Origin of the sequence: Desulfomicrobium apsheronum (genome assembly GCF_900114115.1) — a bacterium.
GTDB classification, from domain to species: Bacteria; Desulfobacterota; Desulfovibrionia; order Desulfovibrionales; family Desulfomicrobiaceae; genus Desulfomicrobium; species Desulfomicrobium apsheronum.
Genome location: NZ_FORX01000007.1, coordinates 54,338 through 73,691, shown reverse-complemented (window position 1 = coordinate 73,691; position 19,354 = coordinate 54,338). Strand labels below are relative to the sequence as shown.

Sequence of the window (19,354 nt, the reverse complement as noted above, 5' to 3'; positions counted from 1 at the left end):
AGTTTTTATCAACTTTGGGGGGAACGGATGAGCAATATCAAGGATGTTCAGCAAATTCAGGCGCTTATTGCCGAGGGAAAGAAAAAGGGATTTCTGACCTTCGATGAACTCAACAAGGCCTTGCCTTCCGAAGTAAACACTCCGGAACAGATAGAAGAAATCATTGTCATTTTTGATCAGCTGGACATTGATATCGTCGATGAGAAGCTTAGTCGCGGGATCGAGATCGCCGAGGATGACGGCGAGGAGCCCAAGGAAGAGGAAAAGCTGGAGCTGGCCGAAGACGAGGACGGCGCTGACTATTCCTCCCGCAGCAACGACCCCGTGCGCATGTATCTGCGCGAGATGGGTGCCGTGGGCCTTCTGGACCGTGACGGCGAGGTCTACATCGCCAAGAAGATCGAGGCCGGCGAGCTTGAAGTCATGTACGCCCTGGTCGAGGTGCCCGTGGCCGTGGAAGAGCTGGTGCGCGTGGGCGAGGACCTGAAAAAAGGCCGCATGAAGCTCAAAGACGTGGTCAAGACCATCGAGGAAGACGACCCCTCCGAAGAGGAGATGAACCAGCGCGAGCGCGTTATCAAGCTTCTGGAGGATGTGAAGAACATCTACCGCAAAAAGAAGCCCCTCTACACCCGTCTCGACGAGTGCGCGACCCTCGACAAGCGCGTTTTCGGCGTCCAGAAGAAGATCATGGACTACAAGGAAGGCGTTGTGCAGTGCCTGCGCGACATCAAACTTGAGAAGACGCTCATCGACCGCATCATCGAGACCGTGGGCGATTACGTGCGCCAGATGCACAACTGTCGTCGCGATCTTTCGGCCTACATCCTGTCGCTGGGCAAATCCCAGGACGAGATTTTCGGCATCTTCAAGCAGCTCGACGCCCGCACGATCAATCCCGTGGCCGCCGCCGACCAGCTCGGCATGACCATGGAGGAGCTCTTCTCCTTCAAGGAAATGGTCAACGGCAAGATCGAGATCCTGGGCAAGCTGCAGGAAAACGCCATGCACGACGTGGAGCAGCTGGAAGAGATCCTGTGGCGCATCCGTAAGGGCAACACCGACGCCCTGGACGCCAAGCAGGAGCTCATCCGCGCCAATCTGCGACTGGTCGTGTCCATCGCCAAGAAGTACACCAACCGCGGCCTGCAGTTCCTGGACCTCATCCAGGAAGGCAACATCGGCCTCATGAAAGCCGTGGACAAGTTCGAGTACCAGCGAGGTTACAAGTTCTCGACCTACGCCACGTGGTGGATCCGTCAGGCCATCACCCGCGCCATCGCGGACCAGGCCCGCACCATCCGCATCCCGGTGCACATGATCGAGACCATCAACAAGCTGGTGCGCACCTCGCGCTACCTGGTCCAGGAGCTGGGCCGCGACCCCTCCCCGGAGGAGATCGCCGAGCGCATGGACTACCCGCTGGAGAAGGTCAAGAAGGTGCTCAAGATCGCCAAGGAGCCCATTTCCCTGGAGACGCCCATCGGTGACGAAGAAGATTCGAGCCTGGGCGATTTCATCGAGGACAAGAAGGCCGTGGCCCCGGCCGACGAGGTGGTCAACACCAAGCTGGCCGAGCAGATCGCCCAGGTGCTGTCCGACCTGACCCCGCGCGAGGAGCAGGTCCTGCGCAAGCGTTTCGGCATCGGCGAGAAGAGCGACCATACCTTGGAAGAGGTCGGCAAGCTCTTCAACGTCACCCGTGAACGCATCCGCCAGATCGAGGCCAAGGCCCTGCGCAAGCTGCGCCACCCCGTGCGCAGTCAGCAGCTGCGCTCATACTATGAGTCCTAGCCTGAACGTGACCGCAAATCGCAAGGCAACCTCCTGGGTTGCCTTCTTTTTTGGGCCGCTGTTTCAGGTGTTGGCCGTCGCCCTGGCGCTGGTGTTTACGGCGCAGGGCGTTTCGGCCCAGACGTGGCGGGTCGGGGTTCAGGCGGTTCTGGACGGGGACACCGTGATTCTGGACGGAGGGGAGCGCCTGCGGCTGCGCGGCATCGACGCGCCGGAGATTTCACGTGGGGGCAAGTCCGGGCAGCAATACGGCAGGCAGTCCCGGGAGATGCTTTTTTCCCTGGTTTCCGGCCAGTTCCTCGATTTGGAAGAAAAGGAGCTCGGCACGGATCGTCATGGACGATTGGTCGGAATCGCGCGGCTTGCGGACGGACGGATGGTCAACCTGATCATGATTGAAGAAGGCGCGGCTTTCGTCTATCCTCACGCGTCGGACAAGGACAGGGCGCTGGCCGGCCGCCTGCTTGCCGCCCAGAAAACGGCCATGGAGCAGGGCAAGGGTTTTTGGCCCGCGATTCTCAGTGGCCCCGCCGCCAAGGTCGGCTATGTCGGCACGAAGAGCAGCAAGCGTTTTCATACATTGTCCTGCAGGCAGGGACGCAAGGTCGGTGCCTCCAACCGGGTATATTTTTCCTCCTTGCGGGATGCCTTCGCGGCCGGTTATGCACCGGCGCGGGAGTGCTCTCCCTGGCCCGTGCAAACGGGCCGCTAGTCTACCAAAACCGGAGCTATTTGCTTGAAAGCCATTATTGTCGGAGCTGGAGAAGTCGGATTTCACATTGCCAAACGACTGGCCTCCGAAAACAAGGATGTGGTGGTCATCGACCGCAACCCTGCCGTGCTGCAGCGCATTCTCGAACACATGGACGTGCAGGTGCTTGAAGGCTCCGGCTGCAGCCCGCTTGTGCTGGGCGAGGCCGGCATCACCAAGGCCGACATGCTGCTGGCCGTGACCGACAGCGACGAGATCAATCTCATGGCCTGCACCTTCGCCAACATGCTTGCCCCGGGGCTGACCAAGCTGGCCCGGATCCGCAACGACGAGTACACGGCGTACGGGCAGCAGCTGGCCAAGGGCATCGGCATCGGGATCATCATCAATCCGGAGGTCGAGGTGGTGCGGACCATCGAGCACATGCTGCGCGCCCCCGGAGCCGTTGACATCTGCGATCTTGCAGACGGGCGGATCAAGATCGTCGGAACCTGGATCACCTCGGGCAACCCGATGGCCGGGACCAGCCTTGTGGACTTGCGCCGTAAGGCCGGTGACATGCAGCTCATCGTCGCGGCCATCGTGCGTGACGACAAGGTCATCGTGCCCACGGGCTCCGATGAAATTCTTGACGGGGATCTGGTCTATTTTGTCTGCGAGGACAGCCAGTTACAGTCAGTATTTTCCTTTCTGGGTAACCGCTCCGGCAAGAAGAGCAGCGTGCTGATCATCGGCGGCGGGAACATCGGCCTGCGTCTGGCCCGCGCCCTGGAAAAAAAGCCCGTTCATGTAAAGCTGATGGACAAGGACCCCGAGCGTTGTGCTGTGCTGGCCGGAGAACTGGACCGGACCGTGGTTCTGGTCGGAGACGGCACGGATCAGGAGGCGCTTCTCGAAGAAAACATCGGCGCCATGGATGTGGCCGTGACCATGACCGGCAACGAGGAGAGCAACATCCTCGCCTCGCTTCTGGCCAAGAAGCTGGGCACGCCCATGGCCATCACCCGCCTGAACAAGATCGAGTACATGCCGCTGGTGCGGGCCATCGGCCTTGAACATATCGTAAGCCCGCGGCTTTCGGCGGTGAACAGCATATTCAAGCATGTGCGAAAAGGCGGGGTGCTCTCGGCCGTGGCCATCAAGGACGGCGCGGAAGCCCTTGAGGCCCTGGTCGGGCCTGAATCCGATCTCGTGGGCCGGGCGCTCAAGGACCTCGCTTTTCCCAAGGGCGTGCTCGTCCTTTGCATCATGCGCGCCGACACGGTGCTCATTCCGTCCGGCTTCGACGTGATACAGCGTGGCGACCGACTCTTCATCCTGAGCCTGACCGAGTCCATTCCCGGAGTCGAGCGGATGCTGTCCCGGGGACAGGAGCAGGGCTGATGCGCTGGACCATCGCCCTGCACGTCACCGGGCTCATTCTGCTGTGCGTGGGCCTGTGCATGTTCCTGCCCCTGGCCTGCGGCTGGTACTATGACGACAACTCCGTGGCGCCTCTTTTTCTGTCCCTGTGCGTGACGGTGCTGGCCGGCGCCTTTCTCATGTTTTCCTTTAAGCGCCCCAAACCGTTGGTCATCAACCATCGCGAGGGAATGGTCATTGTCTCCCTGGGTTGGGCCGCGTGTGCCTTTTTCGGGGCCCTGCCCTTTGTCCTGGGCGGATTCCCCTCCTTCACGGACGCCTTTTTCGAATCCGTCTCAGGCTTCACCACCACGGGCGCGTCCATCCTGACCAACATCGAGGCCCTGCCCAAGGGACTCCTTTTCTGGCGCAGTCTGACGCATTGGCTGGGCGGCATGGGCATCATCGTTTTGACCATCGCCATTCTGCCCTTTCTGGGCGTGGGCGGCATGCAGCTCTACAAGGCCGAGGTGCCGGGCCCCGTGGCCGACAAGCTCCAGCCCCGGATCAAGGATACGGCCATGAGCCTGTGGAAGGTTTACGTATTCTTCACCGTGGCCCAGGTTGTGCTTTTGATGTTTGGCGGCATGAACCTCTTCGAGAGCATCTGCCACGCCTTTGGCACTATGGCCACGGGCGGCTTTTCGACGCGCAACACTTCCATCGCGGCATACGATTCCGCCTATATCGATGGCGTGATCACGTTTTTCATGCTTGTGGCCGGAGTCAATTTCGCACTTCATTTCCAGCTCTTTCGCGGCAGGCCCCTGACCGTTTGGCGAGATCCGGAATTTCGTTTTTTTGCGATTCTTGTCTTGGTCCTGACCGCTGTGGTGACCTTTTCCATTCAGAGTTCAAGCTATTCGTCCTGGCCCGAAGCCCTGCGCTTCGGATCGTTTCAGGTGGCCTCCATCCTGACCACCACCGGCTATGCCACTGCGGACTACGAACTCTGGCTACCCCTGCCGCAGGGGGTATTGCTGCTGTGCATGTTCATCGGCGGCTGCGCCGGGTCCACGGCGGGCGGAATCAAGTGCATGCGGGTCATGTTGCTGTTCAAGCACTCCTATCGCGAGTTGTTCCGCCTCGTGCATCCCCGGGCCGTGCTTCCCCTGAAGTTTGGCCCCAAGCTGGTCAAGGAAGAGGTGCTGACGAGCATCTGGGGATTTTTCGTTCTTTTCATCGTTCTTTTCGTCCTCTCGGCGCTGGCCCTGGCCGCCATGGGAGTGGACGTGCTGACCTCTTTCGCGGCGGTTGTGGCGTGCATCGGCAATATCGGTCCGGGGCTTGGCGAAGTCGGTCCGGTGGATAACTACGCGGCGATCCCGACCCTGGGCAAATGGGTGTTGAGTTTTTGCATGCTGCTTGGGCGCCTTGAGATTTATACGGTATTGGTGTTGTTTATGCCTGAATTCTGGCGAAAATAGACAGTCCTGGGAGAAAATCATGACCGAATGGATAGAGATGGGAAAGTTTGCCGAGCTTGATGATGTTGCACAGAAAGAAGCGAACCGTCTGGCGGAATACGCTCTGGATGTGGCCCTGGACCCGGCTGCGGTGATCCGTTTCGAGGAGACCGACAAGGGCTTCAGACTGCTTGTCGACGAGGATCTGTACAAGTTTTATCAGGGACTTTGATGGATCCGGTCGTGTTGCGAGAGATGCGCGCCCGTTTTGTCAGGATGGCCGGCGAATACGCCGAGCGCCTGGGCGAGCGGCGCGAGCACATCATCCTGAAGCGCGACCATTCCCTGCGCGTGCATGCCCTGGCCGCGAAGATCGTGGCCAGGGAGAGCATCGCCCCGCCCGCGCCCTATCTGGCTGCGGCGCTTGTGCATGATATTGGCAGGTTTTCGCAGTTCGAGAGGTTTGGCACCTACCGCGACGACCAGTCCGTGGACCATGGCGAGGAGGGGGCCGATTTTCTGCGCGAGGGGGATTTTCTGTCGGCTTTCGAGCCGCAGGTCCGGGATTGCATCATCTTGGCGGTGCGGCTGCACAACAAGCGCGAAGTTCCCCTGGACATGGATCCGCTGAGCAGGGCGCTGTGCAACGTCGTCCGGGATGCGGACAAGCTCGATATCGTGCCCGTGGTTTTGGCCAAGCTCAGTGCGCCCGCCCCGCAGGATCCCGTGGTCACCCTTGGGCTCATGGACGAACCGGAGGCCTGGACCGAGCTTGTCGCCGAAGCCGTGGCCGATGGCGAAAGCCCTGCTTACGGGGAGCTTCGCTACATAAACGATTTCAAGCTGCTGCTTGCCTCATGGGGCCCAAAACTTGTCCATGGCGCAAGCCGACGCATTTTCTCCGGGCGCGGCTACCTGGACAGCCTCTTCGACCTGCTCCCGAAAACCGAGCGCTTCTCGGGACTCAAGAGCTGCCTTGCCGGTCATCTTGAGCGCTGAACTGCAACCATAGCAATTCGTCAAGGGTGCGCAGGATCTCTCCGTACAGCCCTCCGTATCCGGGAAACTTGCCGAAAAGCTCTTGTTTGCGGCGTTGCAGGCCAGGCGAGGCGCTGGCTTCCGGCGAGGATGGAGACGTGGCCAGGATGCGGCGTTCCTGCAACAGGTAGTCGCGGGTCTGCGCGCAAAAATCCCGGCACAGTTGGCTGCATTTGCCTCCGTGTTCGGCCCAGTATTCCTTGGCCGGCGCGGTCGCCTCGTTGTGTCTGGCCTGCCAGGCCATGGCCAGCAGGAAGTTGATGGGCGAACCGGGCACTCCGCGCCGCCAGCCCAGCAGCCAGGGGGAGCGCCAGAAGAGCAGAAAGTGACTCTGGCCGAATGTCACAAGATCGGCCAGGTCGGCATGCACACTTCGCAGCGCTTCGTCGTCCCACAGCGCCTCTTCCCGGCTCAGGTCCCAGGCAGGTACACCGGAGGCCGGGTCGAGCCCGAGCAGGCGGCAGAGCAGGGCGTTGGCCTGGGGCGAGGTCGGCGTCTCAAGATGCGCGTAGCTGAGCACGAAGGAGCCCTGACCGTAGGCCCCCCGGACGATGCAGGGTTCCCGGCGCAGCCGCTCCGGATTCAGGTTTATGCCGTACAATTCTTCCCACTGCCCAACCTCCGAAGCCGCGATGCCGGACCAGTCCAGATCGGCGGACCAGAAATCGGGGCCAGGTCCTTCGTAGCGCGCCAGCACTTCGAGTTCAGTATCCCTGGGCAGAAATTGCGAGGGCCACCAGACCGGCAGGGCGGCCTCGTACTCTTCACCGTTCTCGGTGACGATGCAGTTTAGATGTCCGCTGAAATTGGGCAGTCGCTGACTGGCCGCCTTGCGCGACCAGGGGCACAGATCCAGAAAGGGGGCGCCGCGCTCCGAACCGAGCGCCAGACCTGCGCCTCCGCAGAAACCCAGATACTTGCCGCCGCCGCGTATGTGCTCGCGGATTTCCCTGCGGCCGTCCTCGCCCAGGGCCAGCGATTTGAGCTTGGCCCAGCCCCCCGGAACGAGCAGCGTGGAGCCCTCATGACCACGCAATGCTCCGGCGCGGACCTGCTCGGCCTTGAGCAGGGTCACGGGGGCGTGCAGGGCTTTGAGGGCACGGTGGAGAAGCAGGACCCACAGATGCGATTCGTCCCATAGCAGGACCAGGGGCGGGAGATGTCGGTGCATGTCCGAGGGCCTAGCAGGAAGCACGATGGCGGGCAAGTCGGGCTTGATTTTTGGGGTGCGCCCCAGTACTCATTTTTGTTTCCGTGGCGCCGGGCATTCCGGCGCTTTTTTGCCGCAAACAGCTCATTATCCGGAGTTCATCATATGGCCAACGAGACGCTTTCCAAGGGATACGAACCAGCCGACGTGGAAGAGCGGTGGCTTGAGTACTGGAAGACGCACCAGAGTTTCACCCCCGACGCGGCCAAGGCCGCGACCCACGTCAAAGACAATTATTCCATCGTCATCCCGCCGCCCAACGTCACGGGGGCCCTGCACATGGGTCATGCCCTCAATCTCACCCTGCAGGACATCATGTGCCGCTACATGCGTCAGCGCGGCAAGACCGTGCTCTGGGTGCCGGGCACGGACCACGCGGGCATCGCCACCCAGAACGTGGTCGAACGCAAACTCCTGGCCGAGGGCAAGAAGCGTGAAGACCTGGGCCGCGAGGAATTCATAAACCGCGTCTGGGAATGGAAGGAAGACTACGGCGGACGCATTTTGAACCAGATCCGGCGCATGGGCGCCAGCGTGGACTGGAGCCGGGAACGCTTCACCATGGACGAGGGACTGACCAAGGCCGTGCGCGAGGTTTTCGTTTCTCTCTACGAACAGGGGCTTGTCTATCGTGGCAAGTACATCATCAACTGGTGCACCCGCTGTCACACCGCCCTGGCCGATGACGAGGTCGAATACGCCCCGGCCAAGTCGACCCTCTATCATCTGCGTTATCCCCTGGAAGACGGCTCGGGTTCCGTGACCGTGGCCACGGTGCGCCCCGAGACCATGCTCGGCGACACCGCCGTGGCCGTGCACCCCGAGGACGAACGCTATCAGTCCATGATCGGCAAGCATGTCATTCTGCCGCTGGTGGGGCGGCGCATCCCGATCATCGCCGACGCCTATGTGGACCGCGAATTTGGAACCGGTTGCCTCAAGATCACTCCGGCACATGACATGAACGACTGGGAACTGGGCCGCAAATACAATCTGGAGGCGATTGGCGTCATCGACGACAAGGGGTGCATGAACGACAACGCGCCCGAGGCGTATCGGGGTATGAGCGCCGCCGACTGCCGCACGCTCATCGCCCAGGATCTGCGTGCCTGCGGGGCTCTCACGGCTGAGGAACCCTACGAGAACAAGGTCAACCAGTGCTATCGCTGCAAGACCACCATCGAGCCTTTCGTGTCCGAGCAGTGGTTCGTTTCCGTCAAGCCCCTGGCCGAAAAGGCCCGCCTTGCCGTGGAGGACGGACGTACGACCATCTGGCCCGCGCAGTGGAACAAGACCTATTTCAACTGGCTCGACAACATCCGCGACTGGTGCATCTCCCGTCAGCTGTGGTGGGGGCATCGCATCCCGGTCTGGACCTGTCGGGATTGCGGCGAAATCATTGTCGCCCGCGAGGACCCGACCTCCTGCAAATGCGGAAGCACAGCCCTTTCTCAGGACGAGGACGTCCTCGACACCTGGTTTTCCTCCGCCTTGTGGCCGTTTTCGACCATGGGCTGGCCGGAGCAAACCAACGAGCTCAAGGCCTTCTATCCGACCTCGCTCCTGGTCACGGGTTTTGACATCCTCTTCTTCTGGGTGGCCCGCATGATGATGATGGGCCTGCAGTTCATGGATAACGTACCCTTCAAGGACGTCTACATCCACGCTCTGGTCCGCGACGAGCACGGCAAGAAGATGTCCAAGTCCACGGGCAACGTCATCGATCCCCTGGAGATGATCGACAAGTACGGCTGCGACTCGCTGCGCTTCACCCTGACCTCGTTCGCGGCCATGGGCCGGGACATCAAGCTCTCCGAGGCGCGCATCGAGGGGTATCGTCACTTCATCAACAAGATCTGGAATGCGGCCCGGTTCGCCCTCATGCATGTCGATGGAAACGAGCCCGAGTTTGATCCCAAAGTCATGACGGCCCTGCACCACAAGTGGATTCTACATCGCCTGGAGATGCTCAAGAACGAACACGCCGCCCAGATCGAAGGCTATCGTTTCAACGAGGCGGCCCAGGGCCTCTACGGATTCGTCTGGCGCGAGTTCTGCGACTGGTACCTGGAGCTGATCAAGCCCGAACTCTACGGCGATGATCCGGCAGCCAAGGCGGCGGCGCGTTCGTGCCTCAAGCACGTGCTCTCGGAGATCATGGTCATCGCCCATCCGGTCATCCCCTTCGTGACCCAGGAGATCTGGTCCTCCATCCCCTCGCTGGATGCCGAGAGTCTGGCCGTGCGGCCCTACCCCAAGGCCCGCCCCGAGTGCGAGGACGAGGCGTCCGTGCGCGACATGGAGTTTTTGCAGGGTGTCATCGTGGCCGTGCGCAACATTCGCTCCGAGCTGGGCGTTGCGCCTGGCGTTGCCCTGACGGTCATGGTTCGTGCGGGCGGGGAAGATCAGCGTTTCCTTACGGCTCACGAAACGGAGATCGCGGCCCTGGCCCGGGTCGGGACTCTGACCGTGGGCGCGGACATCGAGCCGCCCCGGGGCTGCGCCTCGGCCGTGGTGCGCGGGTGCGAACTCTTCGTGCCTCTTGAGGGCGTGGTCGATTTCGTGGCTGAGCTGGCCCGTCTGGACAAGGAGTTGGGCAAGATCAGTAAAGAGCTTGATTTTGTGACAAAGAAGCTTGGCAACGAGAGTTTTGTCAGCAAGGCTCCCGAGGATGTGGTGGCCAAGGAAAAGGCCAAGGCGGAGGGATTCGCCGAGAAGAAGGCCACCCTGGAGCAGCTGCGGGCCAGGATGCAGGAGTTTGTGGGGTGAGGCCCTAGCATTTCCGGGCCAGACGTCACCCCGTTTTTCATGGGAAGGCGTGCCGCGTTGTTGCCGGGTCATTCCCGCGAAGGCGGGAATCCATGCCTTTTGCTGTACCAGGGGATGGAGCCCCGTTTTCACGGGGATGACGTCATGGTGACGCGTCTGCCCGGAGAAGTCCCCGCAACTTCGGGATTCCCACCTTCGACAGCTTGGGCGGGAAGTTCACGGATCGAAAAAATAACAGCGGAAACGCTCAGGAAAGGAACAATCATGGCCAAAGCATATCTCATCGGCGCGGGTCCCGGCGACCCGGGTCTCATCACGGTCAAGGGGCAGCGTCTCATGCAGGAATGCGAGGTCGTCATTTACGATTACCTTGCCAGCAAGACCTTTCTGGCCCTGTGCCGTCCCGACGCCGAGATCATCTATGTCGGCAAGAAGGGCGGTGACCATACCCTGCCCCAGGACCAGATCAACGACCTGATCGTGGCCAAGGTCAAGGAAGGCAAGAACGTGGCCCGCCTCAAGGGCGGTGATCCCTACATTTTCGGGCGCGGAGCCGAAGAGGCCGAAGAGCTGCTCGAAGCCGGGCTCGATTTCGAGGTCGTCCCCGGCGTGACCTCGGCCGTGGCTGGCGCGGCCTATGCGGGCATTCCGCTCACGCATCGCAAGTACGCTTCCTCCGTGTCGCTCATCACCGGCCACGAGGATCCGACCAAGCCTGATTCCGCACATAACTGGCCTGCCCTGGCCACGGCAGCCAGCACGCTGTGCTTCTACATGGGCGTGAAGAATCTGCCGTACATCTCGGCCAAGCTGATCGAGAACGGGATGCGTCCCGACATGCCCGCCGCCCTGGTGCGTTGGGGTACGACAAGCGAGCATCAGTCCTGGGTCTCGACCATCGGCGAGATCCCGGCCATGGCCGAGCGTGAAGGAGTGAAGGCTCCGTCCATGCTGGTCGTGGGCGAGGTGGTGCAGCTGCACGACACCCTGAACTGGTTCGAAAAGTTGCCTCTGCACGGCAAGGGCGTGGTCGTGACCAGGGCCCGGGAGCAGGCCAGCGGTCTGAAGGACACGCTGGAAGGCCTGGGCGCGGCCTGCTACGAGTTTCCGACCATCACCATCGTGCCCCTGGAAGACTACGCTCCGGTCCGCGAGGCCATAGACCGCCTGCAGGATTACGACTGGGCCATTTTCACCTCCGTCAACGGCGTGCGTCATTTCTGGAACCAGCTCGAACTCGTGGGCAAGGATGCCCGGGCTTTCGGCGGCATGCAGATCGCGGCCATCGGACCAGCCACGGCCGAGGCGCTCCTTGAGCGCGGCATCCGTCCCGACTTCATTCCGCCCAAGTACGTGGCCGAGTCCGTGGTCGAGGGACTGCTTGAGCGCGGCATCGCAGGCAAGCGCGTACTCATTCCCCGCGCCAAGGTCGCCCGTGAAGTGCTGCCCGAGGAGCTGGCCAAGGTCGCGGCCCAGGTGGACGTGCTTCCGGTCTACGAGACGCAGCTGACCCAGGAGGACGGCGTCGAGATCATCGAGCTTCTCGAAAAGGGCAGGCTCCATTACCTGACCTTTTCCAGCTCATCCACGGTGGAGAACTTCTTCGCCCTGGTTCCGGCCGACACCCTGCGCCCCTATGTCGGCCAGGGGCTGAAGATTTGCTGCATCGGCCCCGTGACGGCAGGTACCCTGAAGGATTACGGGTTCACTCCCGACATCATGCCCGAGGACTACACCATTCCGGCCCTGGTCGAAGCACTGGTGAAGGGCTGATTCAATGACCATCGCGCTGGGCGTCCTTGTTTCCGGATCCGGGTCCAACCTGCAGGCCATACTCGACAGGGTGGCCGACGGCGGCCTCGACGCCGACATACGCATCGTCATCGCCAACAAGCCTGACGCGCAAGGTCTTGAGCGCGCGCGGAAGGCGGGTATCGCCACTGCCTGCGTGCGCCACGACGAGTTTCCCGAGCGTGCGGCCTTCGACGGCGAGCTGGTCCGGCTGCTGCGGGAGGCCGGTGTCGAGCTCGTGGCCCTGGCCGGGTTCATGCGTATCCTTACCCCGGCGTTTTTGACGCCCTTTGCCGGTCGCGTGGTCAACATCCATCCCGCCCTGCTTCCGGCCTGTCCCGGGCTGCGCGCCCAGGGACAGCAGGCCGACCACGGTGTGCGGCTGGCGGGATGCACCGTGCATTTCGTGGACGAGCAGATGGACCACGGCCCGATCATCATCCAGGCCGCCGTGCCCGCCTATCCGGACGACGACGAGGCCACGCTCGGCGTGCGCATATTGGAGATGGAGCATCGCATCTATCCCCAGGCCCTGCACTGGATCGCCCAGGGGCGAGTGCGGGTCGAGGGGCGGCAGGTCGTGGTCCGGGACGCATCCAGGACCATGGGCGCGCTGTGGGCCAATCCGCCTTTGGAACCGCCTTTTGATTCTTGAGGGAGGAAAGCATGAACACATTCGAACTGATTTTGACCGATGAGGAGAAGCAATTCTGCAAGGACCTCGTGGTCTGGGTCATCCGGGATCATCTCGGCCTGGCTTCCGGGCCGAAGCCCGCTCTTGAGTCCAGGACCCTGAGCGAGGAGCTGGGCGCTTTTGTGACCTTGAAGCGTGAGGGCCGACTGCGCGGATGCATCGGCAACATCGTGGGCAAGGGCCCGCTGGCCGCTACCGTCGAGCGCATGGCGGGCGCGGCGGCCTTTGAGGACCCGCGCTTTTCTCCGCTGACGGCAGGGGAGCTCGATGATCTGGATATCGAAGTCTCGGTCATGGGGCCGCTTTCGCCGTGTCCCGACCCGGAACTGATCGAAGTCGGACGGCACGGGCTCTATATCCGCAAATCCGTGCATTCCGGCCTGCTGTTGCCGCAGGTGGCCACGGAGTGGGGCTGGGACCGCGAAACATTTCTGGATCAGACCTGCGTCAAGGCCGGTCTGCCCAAGGGAACCTGGCGCAAACCCAAGACGGAGATCTGGTGGTTTGAAGCCGTCATTTTTTAAAGGAAGGTGCTCAATGCGTATTTTTGTTTTTGCCTTGATTCTGATTTGCCTGTTTTCGTCCACCGTTCTCGCGGACGGCCCCAAGGTTTCCCTGACCACGAACAAGGGCATCATCGTCATCGAACTCGACGAAGCCAAGGCCCCGATCTCGGCCAGGAATTTTCTGACCTATGTCAGCGAGGGCTTCTACGATGGCACGGTATTTCACCGCGTCATCAAGGGTTTCATGATCCAGGGCGGCGGCATGGATACGGCCATGCACCAGAAGCGCGGCCATGAACCCATCAAGAACGAGGCCGACAATGGTCTCAAAAACGACAAGTACACGGTCGCCATGGCTCGTACGGGCGAGGTTGATTCCGCTACGTCCCAGTTTTTCATCAATACGGCCGACAACACTTTTTTGAACCACGGCGCCCGTGATTTTGGATACGCCGTGTTTGGCCGGGTTGTTGCGGGCAAACGTGTGGTGGACCTCATCGACGCCGTGAACACGGGCTCCAAGGGCATGCACGGGGATGTCCCGGTCGAGCCTGTCATCATCGAAAAGGCTGTAGTGATGCAGTGATTCTGCGCTGAACGTTAAAAAAAACAAGGGGCGGTCCGGTAAGGATCGCCCCTTGTTTTTTTGTGCGTCGTATCTTTTCTAGCGCAGCAGGCTGGGCAGGATGGTGGTGATGATCGGGAAGAGGGTCAGAATCAGCAGGGTGGCCAGCAGCGCGAGCAGGTAGGGCACGGCGGCCTTCATGACCTTTTCAAGCGGCACCTTGGTGATGGCGCTGGCCACGAAGAGGTCGAGACCCACCGGCGGGGTGATGCAGCCGATGGCCAGGTTGCAGACCATGAGCACGCCGAAGAAGAGCGGGTCGATGCCGAGGCTCTTGGCCACCGGGAGGAAGATGGGAGTCAGGATGACCACGGCGGCCGAGGCGTTGACCATGGTCCCGATGAACAGCAGCAGCACGTTCATGGCCAGCAGGAAAAGAACCGGGGATGAGGTCAGGCTGGCCACGAAGGCGCCCACATGGTGGGGAATCTGCAGGTTGGTCAGAAGCCATCCGAAGACGTTGGCCGCGCCGACCAGAAACATGATGATGGTCGTGCCGATGACGGCCTGGAAGATGATCTTGGGGAAATCCTTGAATTTGAGTTCCTTGTAGATGAACAGGCCGACCAGAATGCCGTACACGGCGGCCACGGCCGCAGCTTCTGTCGGGGTGAAGATGCCTCCGTAGATGCCGCCGATGATGATGACCGGGGTCATGAGGGCGAAAAAGGAATCCTTGAAGGATGTCCACAGCGCCGAGCTGGAGAACGTGCCCTCGGGTTTGAGGCCGCGTTTTTTGGCCAGATACCAGCTGACCAGCATCATGGACAGGCCCATGAGCAGGCCGGGCAGGAATCCGCCCACGAACAGATCGCCGATGGAGGTGTCGGCGATGACGCCATACACGACCAGGGTGATGGACGGCGGAATGACGATGCCCACGGTGCCGCCGGCGGCGACGATGCCGGTGGCCCACTCGCGCGTGTAGCCTTTCTTTTCCATCTCGTTGACCATGGTCGAACCCAGCGCGGCGGTGGTGGCGGCTGAGGACCCGGAGATGGCGGCGAAGAACATGCCCGAAACGGCCACGGCCTGGGCCAGTCCGCCGGTGAAGGAGCCGACCAGAGCCTGGGAGAAGTTGACCAGCCTGCCGGTCACGCCGCCTGCGGACATGAACGATCCGGCGAGCATGAAGAAGGGTACGGCCATGAAGGAAAACGAGTCGATGCCCGAGTACATCATCTGGGAAACCATGACGAGGGGCATGTTCATGAAAAAGTGCAGGACGGTGGCTGCGGCCAGACACAGGGCAAAGGCCACGGGCACGCCAAGGGCGGTCAGGCCCAGAAAGACGAAGAGAAGTACGTATTCCATGGCTATCCCTCCTGCCTGGCGCGAGATTTGGAAATGTCCCTGATGATGCGCAAGGTCTCCTTGAAGAGGTACAGGAGCATGAGCACGCAGCTGACAGGGATGATGACATAGACCCAGCTCATGGGAATATCGAGGCCCGGGGCGCGCTGGAAGGTCATGATGGAGGTCATTTTCCAGCCCTGGGTCAGGAGCAGGATGATGAACACATATCCGCAGGCGTTGATGATGATGTCCAGAATGGTGCCGAAGCGGGTGCCCTTGAACTTGTCGGGCAGAAACTGCACGGCCAGATGTCCGGTTTCTCCCATGATCAGCGCCGAGCCCAGGAAAACGACCCAGACGAAGAGGAAACGTGCCAGCTCCTCGGACCATTCAGGGGTGTATCCGAACATGTAGCGGGTCACGACCTGGGCAAAGATGATCAGGAGCATGATCGACATGGCGACGACGGAAAACCCGTACAGTACCGAGCGCACGCCCTTGAGGAGCTTGTCCATGGAATCCTCCTGGAAATGTGAAGATAAAAAACCCGCCCGGCTATGCGGGCGGGTTCATGAGAATGAGCTATTTGCCCAGAGCCAGTACCTTGTCGATGTTGTCCTGCCCGACAGTGGGGGCGAATTCCTTCCACACGGGCTGGGTGGCTTCCATGAACGGGGCGCGGTCGACTTCGATGACCTCGATCTTGCCTGTGCCCTTGATCTTGTCCCAGTACTCGTTGTCCTGCTGGGTGGAGAGTTTACGCTGCCAGGCGACGGCCTCGGTGGCGGCTTCCTGAATGATGGCCTTTTGGGCGTCGCTGAGCTTGCTCCAGGTGATCATGGAGATGAGCACCGGTTCCGGGGCATAGGCGTGGGCGGTCATGGATGCGTACTTCTGAACTTCGAAGAAGCGCTTGGTGTAGATGTGCGCGCTGGGGTTTTCCTGTCCGTCGACAGTGCCCTGCTGCATGGCGGAGTAGAGTTCACCAAAGGCCATGGGCGTGGGGGAGCCGCCCAGGGACTTGATGGTCTCGATGTAGATCTTGTTGGACATGACGCGGATCTTGAGGCCGTCCATGTCGGCCGGAGTGGCCACGGGGCGGACGTTGTTGGTCAGGTGGCGGATGCCGTTCTCCATGTAGCCCAGCAGCTTCAGGCCACGGGGCTCAAGCTCCTTGCCCAGTTCCATGCCCACTGTGTCAAGGGCCTTGTAGGCGTGGGTGCGGTCCTTGAACAGGAAGGGCAGGTCGAAAAGGGACATCTTGGGCTGGAACTGCCCCAGGTCCGCGGTGCCGGTCAGGACCATGTCGATGGTGCCGTAGATGAGGCCTTCGGTCATGTCCTTCTGGCTGCCCAGCTGGGAGGACGGGAAGACCTGGACTTCCATTTCCCCGCCGGATTTTTCCGCGACCAGCTTGGCGAATTGGTCGGCGCCCTTGGCATAGGGATGGCTGACTTCGGCGATATGGCCGAGCTTGAGCACTGTTTTGGCAAAGGCGGGAATGGTCAGGGCTACTGCGATCACAAGGACTGCACACATGAAGAAACGTTTCATGACTCCTCCGTCAACAAAAAACGTTATGGGCGCGGACGCGCGGGGAAGGGACCTCAAGTTTTGATGAGAAGAGGATATGACGGGGAGGGGGGAAAATACGGTTTGGAACGTAAAAAGAAAAAGCGCCATTTTGTGGATTAAGCGCATTTTGTTCACGGCGTCGTGGGGCCCTTTCAGGGGCGGTGGAGAAGACCTTTTCAGCGACTGAAATAGCGGCGTTCGGGTCGACCCACGCTGCCGTAAACCACGTCGGCGTAAAGCGTGCCTTCGGAGATGAGATATTCAAGATACCGGCGCGCGGTGGAACGGCTGATGCCGATCAGTTCGGCCACATCCTCCGCGCTGCGACCCGCTGGCTCGGTTTGCTCGAACGCGCCGCGCACCTTGGCCAGGGTCAGGCCGTCTATGCCCTTGGGCAGGCAGCCGCCACCCAGGGGCGGGCAGGGACTTGCGGGATGCAGCAGCGTGTCCACGTCGTGCTGCTCGATGGCGCTCCCAAGTCCGAGGCGCTCCCGGTAGGCGCAGAATTTGGTCAGGCATTCATGGAAGCGCTCGGCGGTGACGGGCTTGATCAGGTAGTCGAATACCCCGCCACGCAGGGCCTCTTTCAAGGTTCCGACTTCGCGCGCGGCGGTGATCAGGATGACGTCGATCTCCAGGTTTTGGGCCCGGATTTCCCGCAGCAGATCCGTGCCGGGGCCTTCCGGGAAATAGAGGTCGAGCAGGATGAGGTGCGGCTCAAGGGCTTCGGCCATGTCCCGCGCGTCGTCCAGACGATGGGCGATGCCGACGACTTCGCAGCCCTCGACCCGTTCTGTGAAACGTCGATGCAGATCCGCGATGCGCACGTCGTCTTCGACAACAAGTACCCTGGTAATCATGTCTGCTCCTTGGGAATGACCACGGTGAAAAGAGCGCCACCCAGGCTGCCGCGGCTGACCATGATCTGTCCGTTCAGTTCATCCAGGCGCTGGCGGACCAGATACAGCCCGACTCCGCGCCGTCCACGGCCCTTGGATGAAACCCCTTTCTCGAAAATCCGCTCAAGCTGGTCCACGGGAACTCCCGGCCCGGCATCCTCGATCTCGAAGACGATGTCGTTGCCAAGATCCGTGAAGGACATCTCGACCATGCGCAGTTGCTGCGACTGCGTCAGGACCGCATCAAAGGCGTTGTCCAGGAGATTGCCGACAATGGTCACGATCTTTTCCTGGCGAATCCATTTGGGAACATCGGCCATGGTGCTGTCCCGGTCGATGGCGAAATTGATCCTGAGTTCCTTGGCCCTGTTGTACTTGCCGAGGATGATGGCGGCAATGACCGGATGAGGCACGGATTCACCCAGGAATCGGATGAATTCCTCGTAGCCCGAGGACTCGGTGACCACCAGTTCCAGGGCTTCGCGGTAGGCTTCGATCTGAATGAGCCCGGCGATGGTGTGCAGCTTGTTCGAATATTCATGGGTCTGCACGCGCAGCAGTTCGGAGTATTCCTGCACCCGTGAAAGCTCCGCCGCCAGGAGGTCAAGCTCGTCCTTGCGTCTGAAGCTGGCCACGACGCCCTGAATTTTCTGGTCCTGGAAGACGGGCACGATGTTGAAGATGAGTTCCTGGCCGTTGACGGTTCGTTCCTGGTCAAACTCGGATTGGCCCGTGCGCAGAGCCTGCTCAAGACCCGCCTCTGGGATGATGCCGGAGGCGGGTCTGCCCGCAAACCGTTCATCGAGGCTCAGCCCTGCATAGCGTCGCGCAGCCTGGTTGGCGACGCGGATGTTGCCATAGTGGTCGATGGCCAGGACCCCCTCGCGGATTGTCTGCAGGACGGCCACGCGTTCCAGATACAGACTGGTTATTTCCGACGGTTCAAGGCCCAGGGTCAGTTTCTTGAGACGTCCGGCGATGACCACGGCGCTCAGGATGCCGACCACGCTCATGCCGATGATGTACATGAGCGGCTTGTCCAGATGGGCCGAGATGGATCGATGAATGCTTTCGGATAGATAGCCGACAGATACGAAGCCGATGATGGCCTTGTCCTCGTCCAGGATCGGGGTCATGCCTCGCAGGGACCTGCCAAGGGTCCCGACCGCTTCCGAAACATAGGATTTACCTTCCTGCAAGGCAGGTCCGGTGTCTCCGCCGACAAAGGTCTGACCTATGCGTTCGGGCACCGGATGCGAATAGCGCTTCTGCGCGCTGTCACCGATGACCACGAACGATGCACCGGTCTGGGTGCGGATGTTTTCGGCCAGGGTTTGAATTTCCCCTTGCGGGTCGCCTTCGAGCAGCGCCTGCCGGATGCGCGGGATCTGGGCGATGGTCCGGGCTGTTTGCAGGGCCGTCTGTCCGATCTGTTCATGCAGCATTTCTTCGGTCAGCCCGGAGATGACGTGCCAGCTGACGGCAATCTGAATGACGACCAGGGCCAGCACCATGTGGATCAGATGTGCCTGGATGGTGGCGGGCCGCAGTCGGCTGATTATGTGGAGCCAGGATCGCATTTTTATACCTCCGCGCTTGCGCCATGGTCATCGCGGATTGCGGGTGCCATGGCAAGGC

Annotated in this window: 17 protein-coding genes; 11 read left to right on the top strand and 6 right to left on the bottom strand. The window is 61.1% G+C overall.

The window, feature by feature from the left end; genetic code table 11:
• The first annotated feature begins 27 nt into the window (after positions 1 to 27).
• Genes rpoD through BMZ40_RS08845 form a run of 6 tightly spaced genes read left to right on the top strand, consistent with a single transcriptional unit; the run spans position 28 to position 6,312 of the window.
• A complete protein-coding gene (gene rpoD, locus BMZ40_RS08870) occupies positions 28 to 1,794 on the top strand; it encodes an RNA polymerase sigma factor RpoD (RefSeq protein WP_092374281.1) in 1,767 nt (588 codons plus the stop codon).
• Positions 1,784 to 2,506 carry a thermonuclease family protein gene (locus BMZ40_RS08865; RefSeq protein WP_092374278.1) on the top strand — a complete coding sequence of 241 codons (723 nt, stop codon included), beginning with the start codon at positions 1,784 to 1,786 and terminating at the stop codon, positions 2,504 to 2,506. The genes rpoD and BMZ40_RS08865 overlap by 11 nt, the downstream gene beginning before the upstream one ends.
• Positions 2,507 to 2,530: 24 nt before the next feature.
• Positions 2,531 to 3,889, top strand: coding sequence for a Trk system potassium transporter TrkA (gene trkA / locus BMZ40_RS08860; RefSeq protein WP_092374275.1), 1,359 nt, complete (start codon positions 2,531 to 2,533; stop codon positions 3,887 to 3,889).
• Positions 3,889 to 5,334: a TrkH family potassium uptake protein gene (locus BMZ40_RS08855; RefSeq protein ID WP_092374272.1), complete on the top strand. Its 1,446-nt coding sequence runs from the start codon at positions 3,889 to 3,891 to the stop codon at positions 5,332 to 5,334. Before trkA ends, BMZ40_RS08855 begins: the two co-directional genes overlap by 1 nt.
• A 19-nt stretch (positions 5,335 to 5,353) precedes the next feature.
• Entirely contained in the window at positions 5,354 to 5,545 is a 192-nt protein-coding gene (locus tag BMZ40_RS08850; protein WP_092374269.1) for a hypothetical protein, read from the top strand.
• Positions 5,545 to 6,312: an HD domain-containing protein gene (locus tag BMZ40_RS08845; RefSeq protein WP_092374266.1), complete on the top strand. Its 768-nt coding sequence runs from the start codon at positions 5,545 to 5,547 to the stop codon at positions 6,310 to 6,312. The genes BMZ40_RS08850 and BMZ40_RS08845 overlap by 1 nt, the downstream gene beginning before the upstream one ends.
• Here the strand turns inward: BMZ40_RS08845 and BMZ40_RS08840 are convergent.
• On the bottom strand, positions 6,278 to 7,522 hold the full coding sequence (locus BMZ40_RS08840; protein ID WP_092374263.1) for a BPL-N domain-containing protein: 1,245 nt from the start codon (positions 7,520 to 7,522) through the stop codon (positions 6,278 to 6,280). The genes BMZ40_RS08845 and BMZ40_RS08840 overlap by 35 nt on opposite strands.
• 144 nt (positions 7,523 to 7,666) lie before the next feature.
• Here BMZ40_RS08840 and BMZ40_RS08835 point away from each other — a divergent pair, with 144 nt between their 5' ends.
• From BMZ40_RS08835 to BMZ40_RS08815, 5 genes are all read left to right on the top strand, one after another.
• Positions 7,667 to 10,330: a valine--tRNA ligase gene (locus BMZ40_RS08835; RefSeq protein ID WP_092374260.1), complete on the top strand. Its 2,664-nt coding sequence runs from the start codon at positions 7,667 to 7,669 to the stop codon at positions 10,328 to 10,330.
• Positions 10,331 to 10,594: 264 nt separating this feature from the next.
• Entirely contained in the window at positions 10,595 to 12,103 is a 1,509-nt protein-coding gene (cobA, locus tag BMZ40_RS08830; protein WP_092374257.1) for a uroporphyrinogen-III C-methyltransferase, read from the top strand.
• A 4-nt stretch (positions 12,104 to 12,107) separates the two neighbouring features.
• Entirely contained in the window at positions 12,108 to 12,776 is a 669-nt protein-coding gene (purN, locus tag BMZ40_RS08825; RefSeq protein WP_092374254.1) for a phosphoribosylglycinamide formyltransferase, read from the top strand.
• An 11-nt stretch (positions 12,777 to 12,787) separates the two neighbouring features.
• A complete protein-coding gene (gene amrA / locus BMZ40_RS08820; protein WP_092374251.1) occupies positions 12,788 to 13,339 on the top strand; it encodes an AmmeMemoRadiSam system protein A in 552 nt (183 codons plus the stop codon).
• 13 nt (positions 13,340 to 13,352) lie between these two features.
• Positions 13,353 to 13,907, top strand: a complete 555-nt coding sequence (locus BMZ40_RS08815; RefSeq protein ID WP_092374248.1) for a peptidylprolyl isomerase — start codon at positions 13,353 to 13,355, stop codon at positions 13,905 to 13,907.
• A 78-nt stretch (positions 13,908 to 13,985) separates the two neighbouring features.
• Here the strand turns inward: BMZ40_RS08815 and BMZ40_RS08810 are convergent, their stop codons facing one another.
• From BMZ40_RS08810 to BMZ40_RS08790, 5 genes are all read right to left on the bottom strand, one after another.
• Complete coding sequence (locus BMZ40_RS08810; protein WP_092374245.1) at positions 13,986 to 15,260, bottom strand: TRAP transporter large permease; 1,275 nt, start codon at positions 15,258 to 15,260, stop codon at positions 13,986 to 13,988.
• Positions 15,261 to 15,262: 2 nt separating this feature from the next.
• Positions 15,263 to 15,757 (bottom strand): TRAP transporter small permease, encoded by a 495-nt coding sequence (locus tag BMZ40_RS08805; protein ID WP_092374242.1) that lies wholly within the window; start codon positions 15,755 to 15,757, stop codon positions 15,263 to 15,265.
• Positions 15,758 to 15,824: 67 nt separating this feature from the next.
• Positions 15,825 to 16,796 (bottom strand): TRAP transporter substrate-binding protein, encoded by a 972-nt coding sequence (locus tag BMZ40_RS08800; RefSeq protein WP_092374239.1) that lies wholly within the window; start codon positions 16,794 to 16,796, stop codon positions 15,825 to 15,827.
• A 197-nt stretch (positions 16,797 to 16,993) separates the two neighbouring features.
• Positions 16,994 to 17,677 carry a response regulator gene (locus BMZ40_RS08795; protein WP_092374236.1) on the bottom strand — a complete coding sequence of 228 codons (684 nt, stop codon included), beginning with the start codon at positions 17,675 to 17,677 and terminating at the stop codon, positions 16,994 to 16,996.
• Entirely contained in the window at positions 17,674 to 19,296 is a 1,623-nt protein-coding gene (locus BMZ40_RS08790; protein ID WP_092374233.1) for an ATP-binding protein, read from the bottom strand. Before BMZ40_RS08790 ends, BMZ40_RS08795 begins: the two co-directional genes overlap by 4 nt.
• Positions 19,297 to 19,354: the final 58 nt, after the last annotated feature.